This window comes from Pedobacter frigoris (assembly GCF_005116445.1).
GTDB classification, from domain to species: Bacteria; Bacteroidota; Bacteroidia; order Sphingobacteriales; family Sphingobacteriaceae; genus Pedobacter; species Pedobacter frigoris.
This window is the reverse complement of the sequence record NZ_SWBQ01000002.1, coordinates 185204-201605: the sequence shown is the minus strand read 5'-3', so window position 1 is coordinate 201605 and position 16402 is coordinate 185204. Positions and strand designations below refer to the sequence as shown.

At 41.8% G+C, this 16402-nt stretch carries 15 protein-coding genes; 6 read left to right on the top strand and 9 right to left on the bottom strand.

The window, feature by feature from the left end:
• Positions 1 to 109 precede the first annotated feature (109 nt).
• Entirely contained in the window at positions 110 to 424 is a 315-nt protein-coding gene (locus FA047_RS07265) for a DUF3467 domain-containing protein (RefSeq protein ID WP_136835330.1), read from the top strand.
• Here the strand turns inward: FA047_RS07265 and miaA are convergent.
• From miaA to FA047_RS07235, 6 genes are all read right to left on the bottom strand, one after another.
• A complete protein-coding gene (gene miaA / locus FA047_RS07260) occupies positions 421 to 1329 on the bottom strand; it encodes a tRNA (adenosine(37)-N6)-dimethylallyltransferase MiaA (RefSeq protein ID WP_136835329.1) in 909 nt (302 codons plus the stop codon). The two genes, FA047_RS07265 and miaA, sit on opposite strands and share 4 nt — an antisense overlap.
• Before the next feature lie 9 nt (positions 1330 to 1338).
• Positions 1339 to 1986: an IS1096 element passenger TnpR family protein gene (locus FA047_RS07255; protein ID WP_136835328.1), complete on the bottom strand. Its 648-nt coding sequence runs from the start codon at positions 1984 to 1986 to the stop codon at positions 1339 to 1341.
• Positions 1987 to 2067: 81 nt separating this feature from the next.
• A complete protein-coding gene (locus FA047_RS07250; protein ID WP_136835327.1) occupies positions 2068 to 3474 on the bottom strand; it encodes a CCA tRNA nucleotidyltransferase in 1407 nt (468 codons plus the stop codon).
• A 25-nt stretch (positions 3475 to 3499) separates the two neighbouring features.
• A complete protein-coding gene (locus tag FA047_RS07245) occupies positions 3500 to 4066 on the bottom strand; it encodes an L-threonylcarbamoyladenylate synthase (protein ID WP_136836027.1) in 567 nt (188 codons plus the stop codon).
• Between the two features lie 2 nt (positions 4067 to 4068).
• On the bottom strand, positions 4069 to 5196 hold the full coding sequence (locus FA047_RS07240) for a glycosyltransferase family 4 protein (protein ID WP_136835326.1): 1128 nt from the start codon (positions 5194 to 5196) through the stop codon (positions 4069 to 4071).
• Between the two features lie 5 nt (positions 5197 to 5201).
• Positions 5202 to 6020 (bottom strand): 2,3,4,5-tetrahydropyridine-2,6-dicarboxylate N-succinyltransferase, encoded by an 819-nt coding sequence (locus FA047_RS07235; protein ID WP_205943271.1) that lies wholly within the window; start codon positions 6018 to 6020, stop codon positions 5202 to 5204.
• A 74-nt stretch (positions 6021 to 6094) separates the two neighbouring features.
• Here FA047_RS07235 and FA047_RS07230 point away from each other — a divergent pair, with 74 nt between their 5' ends.
• The gene (locus FA047_RS07230; protein ID WP_136835325.1) at positions 6095 to 6493 is read left to right on the top strand and encodes an RNA-binding S4 domain-containing protein; all 399 of its coding nucleotides are present in this window, start codon (positions 6095 to 6097) and stop codon (positions 6491 to 6493) included.
• Here the strand turns inward: FA047_RS07230 and FA047_RS07225 are convergent, their stop codons facing one another.
• The 3 genes from FA047_RS07225 to FA047_RS07215 all read right to left on the bottom strand — a co-directional run bounded on the left by FA047_RS07225 (position 6494) and on the right by FA047_RS07215 (position 8410).
• Entirely contained in the window at positions 6494 to 7219 is a 726-nt protein-coding gene (locus tag FA047_RS07225; RefSeq protein ID WP_136835324.1) for an EcsC family protein, read from the bottom strand. It lies immediately after the preceding gene.
• A gap of 48 nt (positions 7220 to 7267) precedes the next feature.
• Entirely contained in the window at positions 7268 to 7750 is a 483-nt protein-coding gene (locus FA047_RS07220) for a nucleoside deaminase (RefSeq protein ID WP_136836025.1), read from the bottom strand.
• A 66-nt stretch (positions 7751 to 7816) separates the two neighbouring features.
• Entirely contained in the window at positions 7817 to 8410 is a 594-nt protein-coding gene (locus FA047_RS07215) for an OmpH family outer membrane protein (RefSeq protein ID WP_136835323.1), read from the bottom strand.
• 158 nt (positions 8411 to 8568) lie between these two features.
• Between FA047_RS07215 and gyrB the strand changes: the two genes are divergently transcribed.
• From gyrB to FA047_RS07195, 4 genes are all read left to right on the top strand, one after another.
• Positions 8569 to 10527 carry a DNA topoisomerase (ATP-hydrolyzing) subunit B gene (gyrB, locus tag FA047_RS07210; RefSeq protein ID WP_136835322.1) on the top strand — a complete coding sequence of 653 codons (1959 nt, stop codon included), beginning with the start codon at positions 8569 to 8571 and terminating at the stop codon, positions 10525 to 10527.
• Between the two features lie 344 nt (positions 10528 to 10871).
• The gene (locus FA047_RS07205) at positions 10872 to 11450 is read left to right on the top strand and encodes an RNA polymerase sigma factor (RefSeq protein WP_136835321.1); all 579 of its coding nucleotides are present in this window, start codon (positions 10872 to 10874) and stop codon (positions 11448 to 11450) included.
• A gap of 118 nt (positions 11451 to 11568) precedes the next feature.
• Positions 11569 to 12720 carry a FecR family protein gene (locus FA047_RS07200; RefSeq protein WP_136835320.1) on the top strand — a complete coding sequence of 384 codons (1152 nt, stop codon included), beginning with the start codon at positions 11569 to 11571 and terminating at the stop codon, positions 12718 to 12720.
• A gap of 243 nt (positions 12721 to 12963) precedes the next feature.
• Positions 12964 to 16401, top strand: coding sequence for a SusC/RagA family TonB-linked outer membrane protein (locus tag FA047_RS07195; RefSeq protein ID WP_136835319.1), 3438 nt, complete (start codon positions 12964 to 12966; stop codon positions 16399 to 16401).
• Position 16402 lies beyond the last annotated feature (1 nt).

The window sequence follows — 16402 nt, the reverse complement described above, 5'->3', positions numbered from 1 at the left end:
TTTTAGTTAATTTTTTAGAGTCCCCCTTCTTAATCGTCGGGGGACTTTTTTTATGCATTATATTTTAAATCTATGGTAAATGCTTGTACAGTTTTTTTAAGTTTGTTATATGGAAGAACAAAATCAAGACAATCAATTAAATATTGAGCTTTCTGAGGAAGTAGCAGAAGGTATATTTTCAAATCTTGCAATCATCACACACTCTAATACAGAGTTTGTATTGGATTTTATCAGGGTGATGCCTGGGGTTCCTAAAGCACGGGTGAAGTCAAGAATCATCCTGACTCCCGAACATGCTAAAAGATTGCTTGGAGCAATGCAGGATAATATCGAAAAATATGAGGCGATCAATGGACGGATAAAGACCCAGGATGAGCCTCCGGGCTTTCCTATGAACTTTGGCGGGCCAGCAGCTCAGGCTTAATCTATAATTTTATGGATATGATTGATGACAGCATTAGTTTGGTTTGGTTCAAACCAGGTGATGCTGTCATCTTTTCTAAACCAGGTTAACTGCCTTTTGGCGAATCTCCTTGTGTTTTGCTTGATTTTATCGACAGCTTCCTGAAGTGTGCTTTCTCCATCCAGGTAATCGAATAATTCTGAATAACCAACAGTATTCAATGCATTGTAACTTCTGAAAGAAGACAGACCTCTTACTTCATCCAATAATCCAGCTTCCATCATATGGTCTACTCTGAGATTAATACGTTCATATAGCTTATTTCGGTCTGTATTTAATCCGATTTTAATGGTGTCAAACGGTCTGCTTTTCTTACTATTGGTGAGAAATGAAGAGAGCTTGTGTCCGGTTGAAAGGTAGAATTCAAGGCCTCTTATCATTCTCTGGGGATTGGCCTGATCGACTTTTGCATAGTATTCAGGATCGTATTCACGCAATTGTTTTTTTATGAGTTCAATACCTTCCTCAGCCAACAGTTCGTTCAGTGAATTTCTGATGTTGGGGTCTGTCTGAGGTAATTCATCCAGGCCATTGCATACCGCATTTATGTATAGGCCGGATCCGCCTACCATAACTAAAAGGTCATGCTTTTTATACAGTTCATCCATCAAAGCAAGTGCCTGTAACTCAAAATCACCAGTGCTAAAGAGTGTTTCTATACTATGGGAATTGATGAAATGGTGAGGTGCTTCGGCCAGCTCCTCCGGTGAGGGCTTTGCTGTACCTATTTCCATTTCTTTGAAAAACTGGCGGGAGTCAGCGGAGATGATTTCGGTAGAAAACTGCTTTGCTATCTCAATAGCTAAAGCAGTTTTCCCGATGGCTGTAGGTCCTACAACCACAATTAGTGTTTTATTTGATGCCATAATCAGGCATTAATAATCTTCTTCTTTATATTCTTCGTCTTCGTAGGTGTCATTATCAGAAAATTCATCAGCTTCTTCTGATTCATCTTCTGCATCGTCAGACTTTTCTTCAGTATTGATTCCTCTGCCCCCCATTGCTTCCAACTCTTCTGTATCTTCAGGTACGAAATCCATTTCATTGAGAAAATCAAATTCTGTAGATACAGGATTTGATGATACCGCTACTGCACCGAAGTTATTCTTGTCAATGATTTTTGGTGCTTCTCCTGTACTTTTAACCAAAAAAGGGTATTCGATATTCGGATCTGTTTCCAGGATGATTTTAATAAGCTCTACGTGGAAATCAAAGGGTCTGTCAAAGTTGTAGATATAGTAAAATTTTTGATGCGGGTCTTCAATAAAGCTGCTCAATTTAGATTTCTCCATTAATGCAACGCCTCTGTCGATTTTGCGCTGATTTGGTAAATAAGCGATTTCATCACCTTTGATCCAATTGTCTGTGCTCACAAAAAAAGATGAAGATTTTTCTGCTGAATACCCAGTTGAGCGGTGTATTGCTTTATGCAAATCTTCAAATGTCTGGGTTGATTTTATATCGATTTCCCTTACTACTTCATCGAAATCTTCAAAACTTATTCTAAATCTGTAAATTGCCATTTGAGCTTATTTTCTAGCTATAAAATTAAAAAATAAAATATACTTTCTATAATTTGTATTCATGTGTAACCTGCAAATCTGCTAATTGTTTACAGGAGAGAGGCCTAATTCTTTTGCTTTGCGAAGCATGAACTCCATAGCTTCTTCGTAGGAGTTGGTGATTTCGCCTTCCAAAATTGCTTCCCGGATTGCGTTCTTAATCAGTCCGACTTCCTTTCCTGCACCCAGACCAAAGGTAGTCATGATGTCATTTCCACTGATGGGTGGCTGCCAGTTTCTGATCTTATCCCTTTCTTCGACATCCTTTAATTTCTGTTTTACCAGTTCAAAGTTATTGCGGTATTTCTTTACCTTATATTCATTTTTTGTGGTGACATCTGCGTTGCAGAGTACCATCAGGCTTTCAATATCTTCACCGGCATCAAACAGCAATCTTCTTACTGCAGAATCGGTAACTACTTCCTGGGCGAGCACAATGGGACGCAGGTGCAGTTGTACCAGTTTTTGTACATACTTCATTTTCTCGTTCAGCGGTAATTTCAGCTGAGCAAAAATCTGAGGAACCATCCGGGCACCTTTGTCTTCGTGACCGTGGAATGTCCAGCCATGACCTTCCTCAAATCGCTTTGTAGCAGGTTTTGCAATGTCGTGAAGAATTGCGGCCCACCTTAACCAAAGATCGCCTGTAGCCTCGCATATGTTATCCAAGACTTGTAATGTATGGTAGAAATTATCTTTGTGTCCTTTCCCATTGATGACTTCCACACCGTACAAATTGGCCATTTGAGGAAATATCAGGTGTAGTAGGCCCGTGTCAAATAAGTATTTGAAACCAACTGAGGGGAGGGGTGACAGGATTATTTTATTGAGTTCATCAGTAATACGCTCTTTGGATACAATGCTGATCCTGGTTTTTTGCAGACTGATGGCATTTAACGCTTGCTCATCTATAGAAAATCCAAGTTGTGACGCAAACCTGATGGCCCGCATCATACGCAGCGGATCATCTGAAAATGTAATCTCAGGATCCAGGGGCGTTCTCATCAATTTGTTTTGCAGATCCTCAGTGCCATTAAAAGGATCAACGAGTGCTCCGTAAGAATCCTTGTTTAACGATATTGCCAGGGCATTGATGGTAAAATCCCTCCTGAGCTGATCATCTTTGATGGTGCCGTTTTCTACAATTGGTTTTCTTGAATCAGAGCGGTAGGATTCTTTTCTGGCGCCTACAAATTCGATTTCAAGATCCTGAAATTTTAACATTGCAGTGCCGAAGTTCTTAAAAACTGCAACTTTTGTTTTGAGTTGCGCGGCAACCAGTTCTGCAAATTCAATCCCATTGCCCAATACGACAATGTCAATATCCTTTGAAGGTCTATGAAGAAAAATATCACGTACATATCCGCCTATGACATACGCTTCAATGCCATGCTTAGCGGCAGTATCGGCAAGAACCTTGAAAACAGGATGTTGTAGATGTTTCTCCATTGCTGAACTGCAAAAGTACTAAAACTTACCTTCTAATAAAGGAAAATTGGCCACCTGGGGCTAATTTCATTATGGTAGATGGTTTTTTGCGTTCACGTAGGTCCTGTTCCAGGTCTACCACTAAATCCACAGCCTCTATGATTTCATCACTGATTTCATCGAAAATAGTTGGTGTGGGTTGCCCGGATATGTTAGCGGAGGTAGAGGTGATCGGCTTCCTGAAGCGTTGTATCAACTGCTGGCAGAAGTCGTGTTTTACCACACGTATACCTACGCTTCCATCTGCATTGATTACATTTTTTGCCAGATTTTTAGCGTTGGAAAAGATAATGGTCAATGGGTTTTCTGCATATTCTATCAGGTCGTAAGCTACATCAGGAACATCGTTTACATAGCTCTGCAATTTATTGTCAGTATCCAGAAGAATGATGAAGCTTTTGTCTTCAGTGCGCCCTTTGATTTTGGCTATTTTAGCTGCTGCCTCTTCATTAGTAGCATCACAACCCAGTCCCCAAACAGTATCTGTGGGATACAGGATGACGCCTCCGTTTTTAAGAACAGTCAGTGCTTTTTCTATTTCTTGTTTTAACATCATTAGTTGTTTTTAGCAGATAATGTCGTGTTGTAGACGTTGATCATATCATTGGCGATTACGTCATTGTCAAAACGTTTTACATGGGTCAGACCTTCAGTTATCATTTTTTGGTGTAATTCAGGGCTGGCAATGATTTGATTAATTGCTGAGGCCAATGCAGCATGATCTAAAGGAGAAACATAGAGACTCGTATTTCCACCAGCTTCTTCCAGGCAAGAACCTGTTGCCGCAACTACCGGTACTTTGCTGAAAATGGCTTCTGTAATTGGTATTCCAAATCCTTCATATAGAGACGGGTAGGCAAAAACTTTAGCCATTTGATAGATGGCAGGAAGTTCGTTGAATGGAACATTTTGAAGGAATATGACACGTTCTCTTAATCCCAGTTTGTCGATTTCCTGATTCACCAGTTCCATATAGCCGGTTTTTCTACCTACAACTACCAACTTGTAGGTGGAATCTACATTCTTTAATGCTTTGATGAGTGTTACCAGGTTTTTCCGGGTTTCGATAGTGCCCACATTTAAAATGTAGTTTGCAGGTAGTGAAAATTTGGCGCGAACGGTTTCATTAAATTTAGCGTCTGCATCAGCTTTGAAGCTATCGTCGCAACTTTGATAAACGACATCAATCTTATTGGGACTGATATTAAAAAAACTGACGATGTCTCTTTTTGTACATTCACTAATGGCGACGATCCTGTCAGCATGCCTGCAGGCATATTTGGCCTTCAACTTGTAAATGAAGCGGTCGATGACTTTGAAATACCGGGGGAATTTTAAAAAGATCAGGTCGTGAATGGTAACGACACTTGCGATTCCCGTTTTATTTATTCCAAAGGGAATCTCATGACTAAGACCATGAAAAAGATCTAATTCATCGCTAATGAGCTGTTTTTTTATTCCTGAAGTCCGCCAAAGCAAACCCGGTTTTTGAGGCAGGCAAACCTTGATCTGTTTGTCTTTTAAGAAATCGGCGACCTGAGGATGGTCTTTTATTTTTTGGATATAAACTAAATATTGGTTTTGAGGGAAGAAGGATGCAAGTTGTGCAATTAACGAGCGACTGTAATTTCCGAGGCCCGTAAAGTTGTTTGCTGCTCTTTTTCCGTCAAAACCAATCTTCATTATGTTTATACAGCTACGTTGTTTTCTCTCAATGCATTGTTCAGAGAAGTCTTTTTATCTGTAGATTCTTTACGCTGACCGATGATCAATGCGCAAGGCACATGGTACTCTCCGGAAGGGAATTGCTTTGCATAACTACCAGGGATTACAACAGAACGAGCAGGAACGATACCTTTGTATTCAACAGGAGTTGGTCCGGTTACATCAATGATCTTAGTTGACGCCGTAAGTACCACGTTGGCACCTAATACCGCTTCAGTTTCCACACGAACACCCTCTACAACGATGGCTCTTGAACCTAAGAAACAGTTGTCTTCAATGATCACAGGAGCAGCCTGAACCGGTTCCAACACACCACCTATACCAACACCGCCACTTAAGTGAACATTTTTGCCAATTTGCGCGCAAGAACCCACAGTTGCCCATGTATCTACCATGGTACCTTCATCTACATAAGCACCTATGTTTACATAAGAAGGCATCATGATTACTCCCTTAGATAAATAAGCGCCATAACGTGCACTCGCACCAGGAACAACCCTTACACCTAATTCTTTATAATTGGTTTTAAGTTTCATTTTGTCATGAAAGACAAAAGGACCAACTTCTGTAACTTTCATCTCTCTGATCGGGAAATAAAGAATTACTGCTTTTTTCACCCATTCATTGATTCCCCATGAATTTAGCACAGGCTCAGCAACACGCAGTTCGCCCTTGTCTAACTGCATAATTACAGTTTCAATTGCCTCGCAATACTGGCTGTATTCTAATAAAGTTCTATCTTCCCAAGCGGCTTCTACCAACTTTTTTAATTCTGCTATCATGATTTTTTTAAATTTTTGACCAAAATAAATGAATTTTATCATAATCCTTCAATATTATCTATTTTTGAAGAGCTATGAGTGAACAGGAAAAATTACGAATTGATAAATACTTGTGGGCAATACGCTTATTTAAGACCAGAAGTCTGGCTACAGACGCCTGCAAAGCAGGTCGTATTAAATTTAAAGGACAAAACCTCAAGCCTTCAGCAATTGTGAAACCGGGAGATGTTTATCAGGTTTCCAAAGGGATAGAGAAAAAAGTAATAGAGGTGGTCGAATTGCTTTACAATAGGGTAGAGTCTAAGATCGCGGTGACGAAATACAAGGACATCACCCCGGTAGAGGAGACCCATGCTTTTAAATCGATGTTCCATGCACCTGCCCTAAAAAGGGACAGAGGGGCCGGCAGGCCAACCAAAAAAGACAGAAGAGAGACGGATGATCTGATAGAGGGGCTGTTTGAAGAGCAATAATCAGGATTTTTCCAGGAGTCTCATTCTGTATGCCATCATAGCTGTTTTTCCGAGTTTTTTTAAGAGTTGATAATTGGCCACAGCGCCTACAGCCGCACCGACTACTGGTAACATTTGAGCCAGCTTGGCAATATCGATGTAATCGCGGTATTCCTGCTGAAAAGTCTTCCAGTCGAAATTGTCGGAGTTATCAGGCAGGATATGTAATTTTTCATTCCAGTCTTCCAGATGCAGGTATATTTTAGTGGCACCACGCTGACTTGAAAACGAGAGCTGGAAGATGTAAAGAATGTAGAGCCGTTCGCGGAAGTCTTTTACGTCAAATCCATAAAGTGCCGTAATTTCAAAAAGCATTTTCATTTTAATTCCGATGAGTAGGGGAAAATCGGCCATACTCATCAGGAATCCTCCGGCACCGGTGATGCCGCCTTCAGCAGCTCCGGTCCTACTGTAGCTTTCAATTTTGTCTTTTACCAGTGCTTCACGATGAATCATGCTCATGTCCATCGCCGGCAAAGCAGATGTGGTGTATTCTGAACCGAACAACACTGCGCGGATCATCGCTTTTATTGCGGTAGTGATGGCATCGTGAACTTTATCCGGGATGTAACTGTTGATCTTTTTCTGAACCTTATCAGTCACATTGTTCAGCAAAGAAGGTTTTTTCATCATCTCCCGCTTCCAGAATTCAAGTTCTATTTTTACATGCGCTGTATAATTGTCCATGCTTTTTAGACGTTATTGTTATCTTTAGGTTACAAATGAAGTACGTTGTCAGTAGTCATTCCGCATGGCCGACTGGTCCCATAGCTTAAAGGCCTGCTGTGCTTCGTCTCTGAGTAACTGTTTAATTGGAAGCTGGCGTTCAGACATTGGCTTGTTGATCTCCTCGTAGATGAAGTTGTCATCAAAGCCGATATTTGCTGCATCAACCTTGGTATTGGCGTAATAAATGATTTGGATTTTCGCCCAGTAAATGGCGCTTAAGCACATTGGACAAGGCTCACAGCTGGTATAGATGATACATCCGCTAAGGTCGAATGTATTTAATGCCTGACAGGCTAATCTGATGGCCGATACTTCTGCATGAGCAGTCGGGTCATTGGTTGTGGTTACCAGATTTGCACTTTTGGCAATGACTTGATTGTCTTTCACGACTATAGCTCCGAACGGCCCACCAAGACTGTCCAAAACATTGGTTTCGGACAGCTGAATGGCCATTCTCATAAACTCTTCATGTACCTGTTTTTGCTCCATCATAAATTCAGCACAAAAAAAATGCCCCGGTTTAAAGCGGGGCATTTTAATGATCATTTTATCAGATTATTTTTTCCCTGGTTTGTAAGCATCGTTCAAGCCAACGATTACTTCGCTGGTTACATCCAGGCTTTCATCAGCAAACAGGATTGTTCCGTTTCCTTTTGAATAACTAAGTACCATTTTGTAGCCTTTCTTTTTTGCATATTCTTTCAGGTAATCAGCTACTTTATCATAAAGTTTTTCATTTTCAGCTGCCTGCTCATTTTGAAGAGCTGCACCTGCATTTTGCTGATAAGCTTGTAATTCCTGTTGTTTACGTCCCAGTCTTTCTTCAGTAGCAGCCCTTTGATCAGCAGCCATTGTACTTTGCTGTTGCTGATATTGAGCAGCTTCACGCTGGAAGGCCTGGCCTTTAGCAGCCATGTCCTGTTGGGCAGCTTTCGCTTTAGCTTCAAGTTTTACTTTCAGGTCTTTAAAGTACTGATATTTAGTAAGTAAAGAATCAGAGTTCACGTATACAATTTTCTCGCTATCGGCCACTGTAACCGCTGGTTTATCAGTTGTTTTGGTAGTCGTTTCCTTGTTTTGGCAAGCCGCCATTAGTGACACTATCGCTACTGCAGAAGCAATACCAGTAAATTTTGTTGTTAATTTCATTCTTATTTAATTTTAATAATTATTGTCTATCTCCAATAGGGGGTAATTTCAGCAAACTTAGATAAAAAATGTAATTTATCAAGCTTAATAGTTATCCACATTTGCGGTTAATTGGCCATAAATGGTTAAATTTGAATCTAAATGTTTTATTTAAAAATATGAGCGAAGAAAAAGATCCAAAGTCAAATTATTCGGCAGATAATATACAGGTATTAGAAGGTTTGGAAGCGGTGCGTAAGCGCCCTTCGATGTATATAGGCGACACCGGAATTAAAGGTTTGCACCACTTGGTTTACGAGGTTGTAGATAACTCAATTGATGAGGCATTGGCAGGACATGCTGATACCATATATGTAAATATACTTAAAGACAACTCTATCAGGGTTGAAGATAACGGTCGTGGTATTCCAACTGGTATCAATACAAAAGAACAGAAATCAGCACTTGAAATCGTAATGACGGTTTTACACGCCGGGGGTAAATTTGATAAGGATACTTATAAAGTTTCCGGAGGTTTGCACGGTGTGGGGGTAAGTTGTGTTAACGCTTTATCCACACATTTAAAAGCAGAAGTACACCGCGAAGGAAAGATCTGGGTACAGGAATATAATATTGGTAAACCGCTATATGAGGTAAAATCAATCGGTGATACAGACAAGCGTGGAACAATCGTGACTTTCACGCCTGATGCGACCATTTTTACGCAAACTACAGAGTATCGTTATGATACACTTGCGGGCAGGCTTAGAGAGCTTTCATTCTTAAACAAGGGTATTAAGCTTACACTTACTGACGAGCGTGAAGAGCTGGAAGATGGTTCTTTCTTTAGTGAGGTATTCCATTCACAAGGTGGATTGAAAGAATTTGTGCAATTCCTGGATGGTAACCGTCCTTCGTTGATTGAAGAACCTATCTATGTGGAAGGAATTAAGAATGGTGTTCCTGTGGAATTGGCATTGCAATACAATGACAGCTACGCAGAAAACGTACACTCTTATGTAAATAACATCAATACCCATGAGGGTGGAACACACATTGCAGGTTTCAGAAGAGGTCTAACGAGAACGCTTAAGGCTTATGCTGATAAATCGGGCTTGCTTAAGAACGTGAAGTTTGAAATAACCGGTGATGACTTTAGAGAGGGTTTGACTGCGGTAATATCTGTGAAAGTACAGGAACCTCAGTTCGAAGGTCAGACCAAAACCAAGCTTGGTAACACAGAGGTGATGGGCGCAGTGGATATCGCTGTAGGTGAGGCGTTGAACAACTACCTGGAAGAGAATCCAAGAGAAGCCAAACTGATCATCAATAAGGTAATCCTTGCCGCTACAGCACGTGCTGCTGCACGTAAGGCACGTGAAATGGTACAGCGTAAGAGTGTTATGGGAGGTTCAGGCCTTCCGGGCAAACTTGCCGATTGTTCAGACAGCGATCCGGAAAAATGTGAGCTTTATCTGGTGGAGGGAGACTCTGCGGGTGGTACTGCAAAGCAAGGGCGCGACCGTAACTTTCAGGCAATCTTACCGTTGAAAGGTAAAATCCTGAATGTAGAGAAAGCGATGGAGCATAAGATCTATGAGAATGATGAGATCAAAAATATGTTTACCGCATTGGGTGTTAGCATAGGAACTCCTGAGGATGATAAGGCTTTGAACTTAGTCAAACTACGTTACCATAAGATTGTAATCATGACGGATGCTGATATCGACGGATCTCACATTACGACATTGATCCTTACATTCTTCTTCAGGTATATGAAGGCGTTGATAGAGGCTGGTTATGTTTACATTGCAGCACCTCCATTGTATCAGGTTAAAAAAGGTAAAGAGTTTGAATATTGCTGGAATGATGTACAGCGTGATGCTGCGGTACAACGCCTAAAAGGCGCCGGTAAAGAAGAGAGCGTACACATTCAGCGTTATAAAGGTCTTGGAGAGATGAACGCTGAGCAGCTTTGGGATACTACATTGAATCCGGCTACGCGTACATTGATGCAGGCTACTATAGAAAATGCAGCAGAATGCGATCATACTTTCTCTATGCTAATGGGTGATGATGTTGCTCCACGCAGGGATTTTATCGAAAGAAATGCGAAATATGCGAAGATCGATGCTTAATTGCCAGGTCTTTTAATAAAAAAGGCTTCCGGAATTCCGGAAGCCTTTTTTATGCGCTGATATACCTTGCTAAAAATGCCGTACGGACACTACAAAACCCCACCTTGTTGCCACCTCAATATTACCTCAATATTACCTCATGCGTACCTCGTTCGCAAATAAGGTACTGTTTTGCGAACGAGGTAATACTTAGGTACGAGCAAGGTACGCAGGAGGTGGTAAAAAGCTGTGTATTGTCTTTATAAAAAAAATACACACTTTTGCGATTGATTTAAGGGAGCTGTGCGCCAGGAGAGATCAGTATTGTTAGGGAATGCGTATATTTAAGAATATGAGGTATAGCTATGACCGGTTATAGGGAATCAACAGATTTGCAGCTTGCTGCCCTGCTTAGTCAGGGTGACAGATCGGCCTATACCGAGATTTTCGAGCGATACAGCAGGGTCATGTACGTATATGCTAAAAACCTGGTTCGGGACAAGGATGAAGCCGAAGATATGGTTCAGGATGTTTTTACTTCACTCTGGGATAAGTCGCCCAGGCTCGAACTTAAAGGTTCGCTCTCTTCCTATTTATATAGTGCAGTTCGGTACAAGTTCATCAATCTGGTGGCTAAAAAAAGGGTGCGTACTGATTATGCCGAGGCTTTCCAGTTACTGATCGATGAGGGCGATTATAATATAGATAGTTACATCAATGAAAAAGAATTACTGGCACTAATCGAGAAAGAAGTCGCCAAATTGCCGGAAAAGATGCGGAAGGTGTTTGAACTCAGCCGTAATGCCGGTTTATCCCATAACCAAATAGCCCAGCAGCTCAACCTATCCGAAAAAACTGTCAAAAATCACATCAACCATGCGCTGAAGGTTCTTCGTGGTAAATTTGAGGTGGCTTTCATTATGGTTTATTTATTGAGTAAATAATTTTTTGATTTTCTTTTGGGCCCAGAGCGGTACTTAGCTGACATACTTATAAAAGGTATATTAAGCGAGCTTTAATTAATGTCAATTTAAGCTTGTTTTTTTAAGATCTGCGGATAATATGAAAAGGACAAATGCTGAAGAACTTCTAATTAAATACGCCGAAGGACGTTGCACAAATGAGGAGCGCTTATTGGTGGAAGCAGGTTTTGTAACCGACTTTAAAAAACATTATAAGGAAGTATCGGCGGAAGAAACTGAAGCCGCGCACCTGAAGATCAAAAGTCGTCTGGATGAATATGTGCTGTCAAAGCCCAAGGCCAGGAAAGTAATCTTATGGCAGGCTATGGTGGCAGTTGCAGCCGTGGTAATGATCATGATGGGAATTTATTTCTTTAAGGCTCCTCGCCCGATTGTAAACCGTCATACTGAAATTGTAAATAAAAATGATGTAGCTCCCGGAAAGATGGGCGCGACGCTAACCTTAGCTAATGGTAAAAAAATTCGCTTGTCAGAGGCGGCCAATGGTCAGCTCGCTGTAGAGTCGGGAGTTTCGATTTCCAAGACTTCGGAAGGACAGGTTGTATATAAGTCTACCGATCAAAGCTCCGCTCCAGTTAGCCAAAATACAATGAGTACCGAAAAAGGAGAAACGTATATGCTTACTTTACCCGACGGCTCAAAAGTCTGGCTTAATGCGGCTTCCAGCATAACTTATAATGCAGGTCTTGTGGAGTCTGGAAAAAGGAAAGTGAAATTGACAGGTGAGGGTTATTTTGAAGTAGCTAAAGATAAAATGCATCCTTTTGTTGTTCAAACCGGTAATCAGGAGGTAGAAGTTTTAGGCACACATTTCAACATAAATGCCTACCTGGATGAGCAATCTGTCAATACAACTCTAGTAGAAGGAGCAGTAAGGGTAACCAGTCAGCAAGAAGTATTCAAATTAAAACCAGGACAACAAACATTGGTTTCCTATCGGCCAGGACAGCGTGTTCAGGTCATCAACAATGCCGATATCGGAGGCATTATCGCCTGGAAGAATGGCCTGTTTAAGTTTCACAAAGCGAGCCTGCGGGATGTGATGAGACAATTGTCCAGGTGGTACAATGTAGAAGTCAAATACAATGGTGAAATCAGTAACAGGGTATTTACCGGCGAAATTACCCGCAATGTCAATCTTTCACAAATACTCGAGCTGTTGAGGTTCCTTGATCTTGAGTTTATTATTAGCCAAAAGAATCAGAAAACAACTATAACTGTAACTCAATAAATAACCAATCAAATAAATGCACATGGAAAAATAACTACGAAACCAACCACCAGGGGTTAAATTAAAAAACGCAGAAGTGTTGGTACCACTCCTGCGCTAAAATTTGGATTAACCCATCCGTAAAACGGAAAAACTGATTAAGCTATTCAACGTATTAACCCAAACTAAACAAATGTAATGAATTTTTATTCTTTTACTCTTGCTGCACCGGAGGTGCGGTTTTTTAACAAAATATTAAAGGTTATGAAATTAACCACGCTAATTCTACTGGTAGGACTTGCACAGGTAAGTGCTAAAGGCTATGGTCAGAAAATTAATCTGGATGAAAGAAATGTACGGCTGGAGAAGGTGTTGGAGACCATCAATATCCAGTCCGGGTATCATTTTTTTTATGATGAAAAAGACCTGCCTCAAAAACGGATCAGCATACGTCTGAAAGACGCCAGCATCGAATATGCATTAGGTGCGTGTTTTAAAGACTTTGCGTTAACGTATAAGATCGTGGGTAAAAACGTAATCTTAAAACAAAAAGAACCTGACGATCCGGCTATGCTGCGGCAGGTTGCAGTAATAATGATTACGGGAAAAGTCACTGATGAGAAAAACATCGGCCTGCCGAATGTAAATATTGTCAACAACAGAACCAAAGCGGTTACTCAAAGTCAGAAAGACGGTAGTTACAGCATCAATGCAGAACGGGGTGATGTATTGGTATTTAGCTTTGTGGGCTATCAAAGTAAACAGGTTACGGTAGCCGACGGATCGGTGTATAATGTGAGCTTGCTTTTTGCAAATGCGGCGCTGGAACAAGTAGTTGTGGTGGGATATGGAACGGTAAAACGAAAAGATCTGACTGGTTCAGTTGCTTCGATCAATATAGCCGAGGTGAAAGATGTTCCTTTTGCTACCATCGACCAGGCATTGAGTGGTAAAGCTGCGGGTGTGCAGGTCGTACAGGCCGATGGCTCACCAGGTGGTGTAGCTAAGATCAGAATCAGGGGAGGAACGTCGCTTTTGGGGGGGAATGATCCCTTGTATATCATAGATGGAGTACAGATGCAGATCCAAAACAGATATTTGCAAAGTGCGGCAGAGATTGTTAGCCCGGTAGAGAGCTATGGAGGCGACAATGCCAGCCAGACCATATCTGGCTCTTTCGCAAGAGGCTTAAACAGTCTTGGTGGCTTGAATATAAACGACATTGAAACCATAGATATCCTTAAGGATGCTTCGGCAACCGCAATCTATGGGTCACGGGCGGCAAATGGTGTGGTAATCATCACCACAAAAAAAGGACTGCGTAACCAAAAGCCTGTTTTTGAAGCCAATTATTACACTGGCGTGAGCAGCCCTATCAAAGAGAAATTGCTGGACCGGAATCAGTACATCATGATCATGAAAGAGGGAGCTCAAAACTTAAACAATACAAGAGCTGCGGCTACGCCTGCGCTCGCACCTGATGCAACTGCGACCAGTATCCTTACTAATCCCGATTTCCTAGGCACAGCTAATACCGATTGGCTGGACCTGGTATTGCGTACTGGTATCACCCAAAATGCAGACATCTCCGTAAGGGGTGGAGGTACCGGTTCGCGCTATTACACCTCTCTCGCATACAATAAAAATAATGGTACCATCAGGGGAACAGATTACAATAGAATTGCCGGAAAAGTAAGCCTGGACAATGAGATCAATTCCAGACTACGAATCAATACAAACCTGGATTACGGTTTCAGCACCAACAATATTACCAACGGAATGTATTCACAAGCCCTCTTTGCACCACCTACGGTAGATGCATACAATCCGGATGGGAGCATAAAGATCATCAGTCCGAGTGCAAATGGAACCTATGGGTTCGAAGGTTTTCAGAATCCACTGCTCTTGCTGAAAGGTATCAATAAATCCAATAACGTTAGCCTGATTGGCTCTCTGGCTGCAGAATACGATATTTTGAAAAATCTGAAGTTCAGGTCGACCGTCTCTGTGAATTTTAATAATTACCGTCAGACTAATTACGTGCCGAGTACCGCGCAGGTTTCCGGGGCCGGAGGTTTTCCTACGGGATCGAAAAACGGAGTGGCTACCCAGGGACAGTCGCAGTCTGTAAACACGTTCTACGAAAACCAGATTACCTGGGACAAAGAATTTAATGAAAATAACAGGATAAATGTATTGGCAGGTACGTCGTGGCAGTTGACCAGAAGCAGTGCCTTCTCGGCAGCAGGACAGGGCTTCCCTGATGATGATTACCTGAACAACCTTTCTTCGGCCGCATTAACGCTGCCATCTACAGGCACTTCAGCACAAAATTCATTACTCAGTTTCTACATGCGGGCCAATTATGCGTTGTATGAAAAATACCTTTTCACATTTACCGGCCGTTCTGATGCCTCGTCGAAGTTTCCGGAAGGCAACCGTGTGGGGTATTTCCCTTCAGGCGGTATTGCCTGGCGCATTTCACAGGAAAACTTTCTGAAAAATGTCGAATGGATCGATGAAATCAAGCTGAGGGCGAGTGCCGGTTCTACCGGAACACAGAATATTGGCGACAATCTTTTTTATACTTTGTATTCACCAGTTTCTTATGCAGGTCTAAACGGTCTGGCGCCTAGCCAACTGGGTAACGATAAGATCCGGTGGGAGACTACGCGACAAAAAGACGCGGGTATCGACTTTGCCTTCTTCAAATCCAAGCTGAGTGGTGGGATCGGGTACTACGAAAAATCCACAAAGGGCGTATTATTTCCGGCAACAGTAGCCAGAAGCTCAGGTTTCACCGGAGTGACCGCCAATATTGCTGACATCAGGAACCGTGGTCTGGAACTCTCTCTGCAGGGCGAATTCCTTCGTTTGAAAAACTTCCAGTGGTCTGGTACTTTGAACATTTCCGGCAACAGGTCTAAAGTCCTGTCATTGTCGAATGATTTCTCCGATCCTTCTAATCCAAAAGTATACCGCTACGGTAATACCGCGCTGCAGGTGGGTCAACCTTTGGGCTTATTGTATGGATACCAGTTTGATGGATTGTTGAGGACTGCAGAAGAAGTCGCAGACTATAAAAGTAAGAATCTATATGCGCAGAGTGGTTTTTATCCTTATTTGGGGATTGGCGATGCCAGGTATATGCTTGATCCTGCGACCAGGTTTAATAAATATGATATTGTAGGCAGGGCAGAGCCAAAATATTATGGTGGTTATACCAACACGCTTACCTACAAAAACTTTAGTCTGATTACCCTGGCTACCTTCTCTTATGGTGGAGATGTCTTCTACCTGGCAGATATCCAGAATGCTGATGTAGGTGCCAGAACCAACAAGGGCATCAGGATCCTTGACCGCTGGACACCGGAGCATCAGGATACAGAACGTCCAAGACTTATTCTTGGACAAGGCAATAACCCACAGTATGCGGCGAGTAACAACGTGTATGATGCCTCTTTCATCAGACTGAAATCACTCACGCTGAACTACCAGTTTTCTCCGGCATTGATGAATAAACTGAAGATGAACTCGGCCGCTGTTTACATCTCGGCTACAAACTTATTCACGATCACCAACTATCCGGGAGCAGATCCTGAGGTGAGTAATGATCCATATAGTTTGATTGGCGGTTACAGTGACTCCGGAGGTTACCCGACAGTAAAACAGTTTAGTTTTGGACTTCGTTTTGGATTTTAAC

What these genes read in the sequence shown, in the direction of transcription:
- FA047_RS07230 (WP_136835325.1), top strand. Translation starts at nt 6,095, where the DNA reads ATGAGTGAACAGGAAAAATTACGAATTGATAAATACTTGTGGGCAATA.
- FA047_RS07220 (WP_136836025.1), bottom strand. Translation starts at nt 7,750, where the DNA reads ATGGAGCAAAAACAGGTACATGAAGAGTTTATGAGAATGGCCATTCAG.
- FA047_RS07265 (WP_136835330.1), top strand. Translation starts at nt 110, where the DNA reads ATGGAAGAACAAAATCAAGACAATCAATTAAATATTGAGCTTTCTGAG.
- FA047_RS07200 (WP_136835320.1), top strand. Translation starts at nt 11,569, where the DNA reads ATGAAAAGGACAAATGCTGAAGAACTTCTAATTAAATACGCCGAAGGA.
- FA047_RS07225 (WP_136835324.1), bottom strand. Translation starts at nt 7,219, where the DNA reads ATGGACAATTATACAGCGCATGTAAAAATAGAACTTGAATTCTGGAAG.
- FA047_RS07245 (WP_136836027.1), bottom strand. Translation starts at nt 4,066, where the DNA reads ATGTTAAAACAAGAAATAGAAAAAGCACTGACTGTTCTTAAAAACGGA.
- gyrB (WP_136835322.1), top strand. Translation starts at nt 8,569, where the DNA reads ATGAGCGAAGAAAAAGATCCAAAGTCAAATTATTCGGCAGATAATATA.
- miaA (WP_136835329.1), bottom strand. Translation starts at nt 1,329, where the DNA reads ATGGCATCAAATAAAACACTAATTGTGGTTGTAGGACCTACAGCCATC.
- FA047_RS07205 (WP_136835321.1), top strand. Translation starts at nt 10,872, where the DNA reads ATGACCGGTTATAGGGAATCAACAGATTTGCAGCTTGCTGCCCTGCTT.
- FA047_RS07240 (WP_136835326.1), bottom strand. Translation starts at nt 5,196, where the DNA reads ATGAAGATTGGTTTTGACGGAAAAAGAGCAGCAAACAACTTTACGGGC.
- FA047_RS07255 (WP_136835328.1), bottom strand. Translation starts at nt 1,986, where the DNA reads ATGGCAATTTACAGATTTAGAATAAGTTTTGAAGATTTCGATGAAGTA.
- FA047_RS07215 (WP_136835323.1), bottom strand. Translation starts at nt 8,410, where the DNA reads ATGAAATTAACAACAAAATTTACTGGTATTGCTTCTGCAGTAGCGATA.
- FA047_RS07195 (WP_136835319.1), top strand. Translation starts at nt 12,964, where the DNA reads ATGAAATTAACCACGCTAATTCTACTGGTAGGACTTGCACAGGTAAGT.
- FA047_RS07235 (WP_205943271.1), bottom strand. Translation starts at nt 6,020, where the DNA reads ATGATAGCAGAATTAAAAAAGTTGGTAGAAGCCGCTTGGGAAGATAGA.
- FA047_RS07250 (WP_136835327.1), bottom strand. Translation starts at nt 3,474, where the DNA reads ATGGAGAAACATCTACAACATCCTGTTTTCAAGGTTCTTGCCGATACT.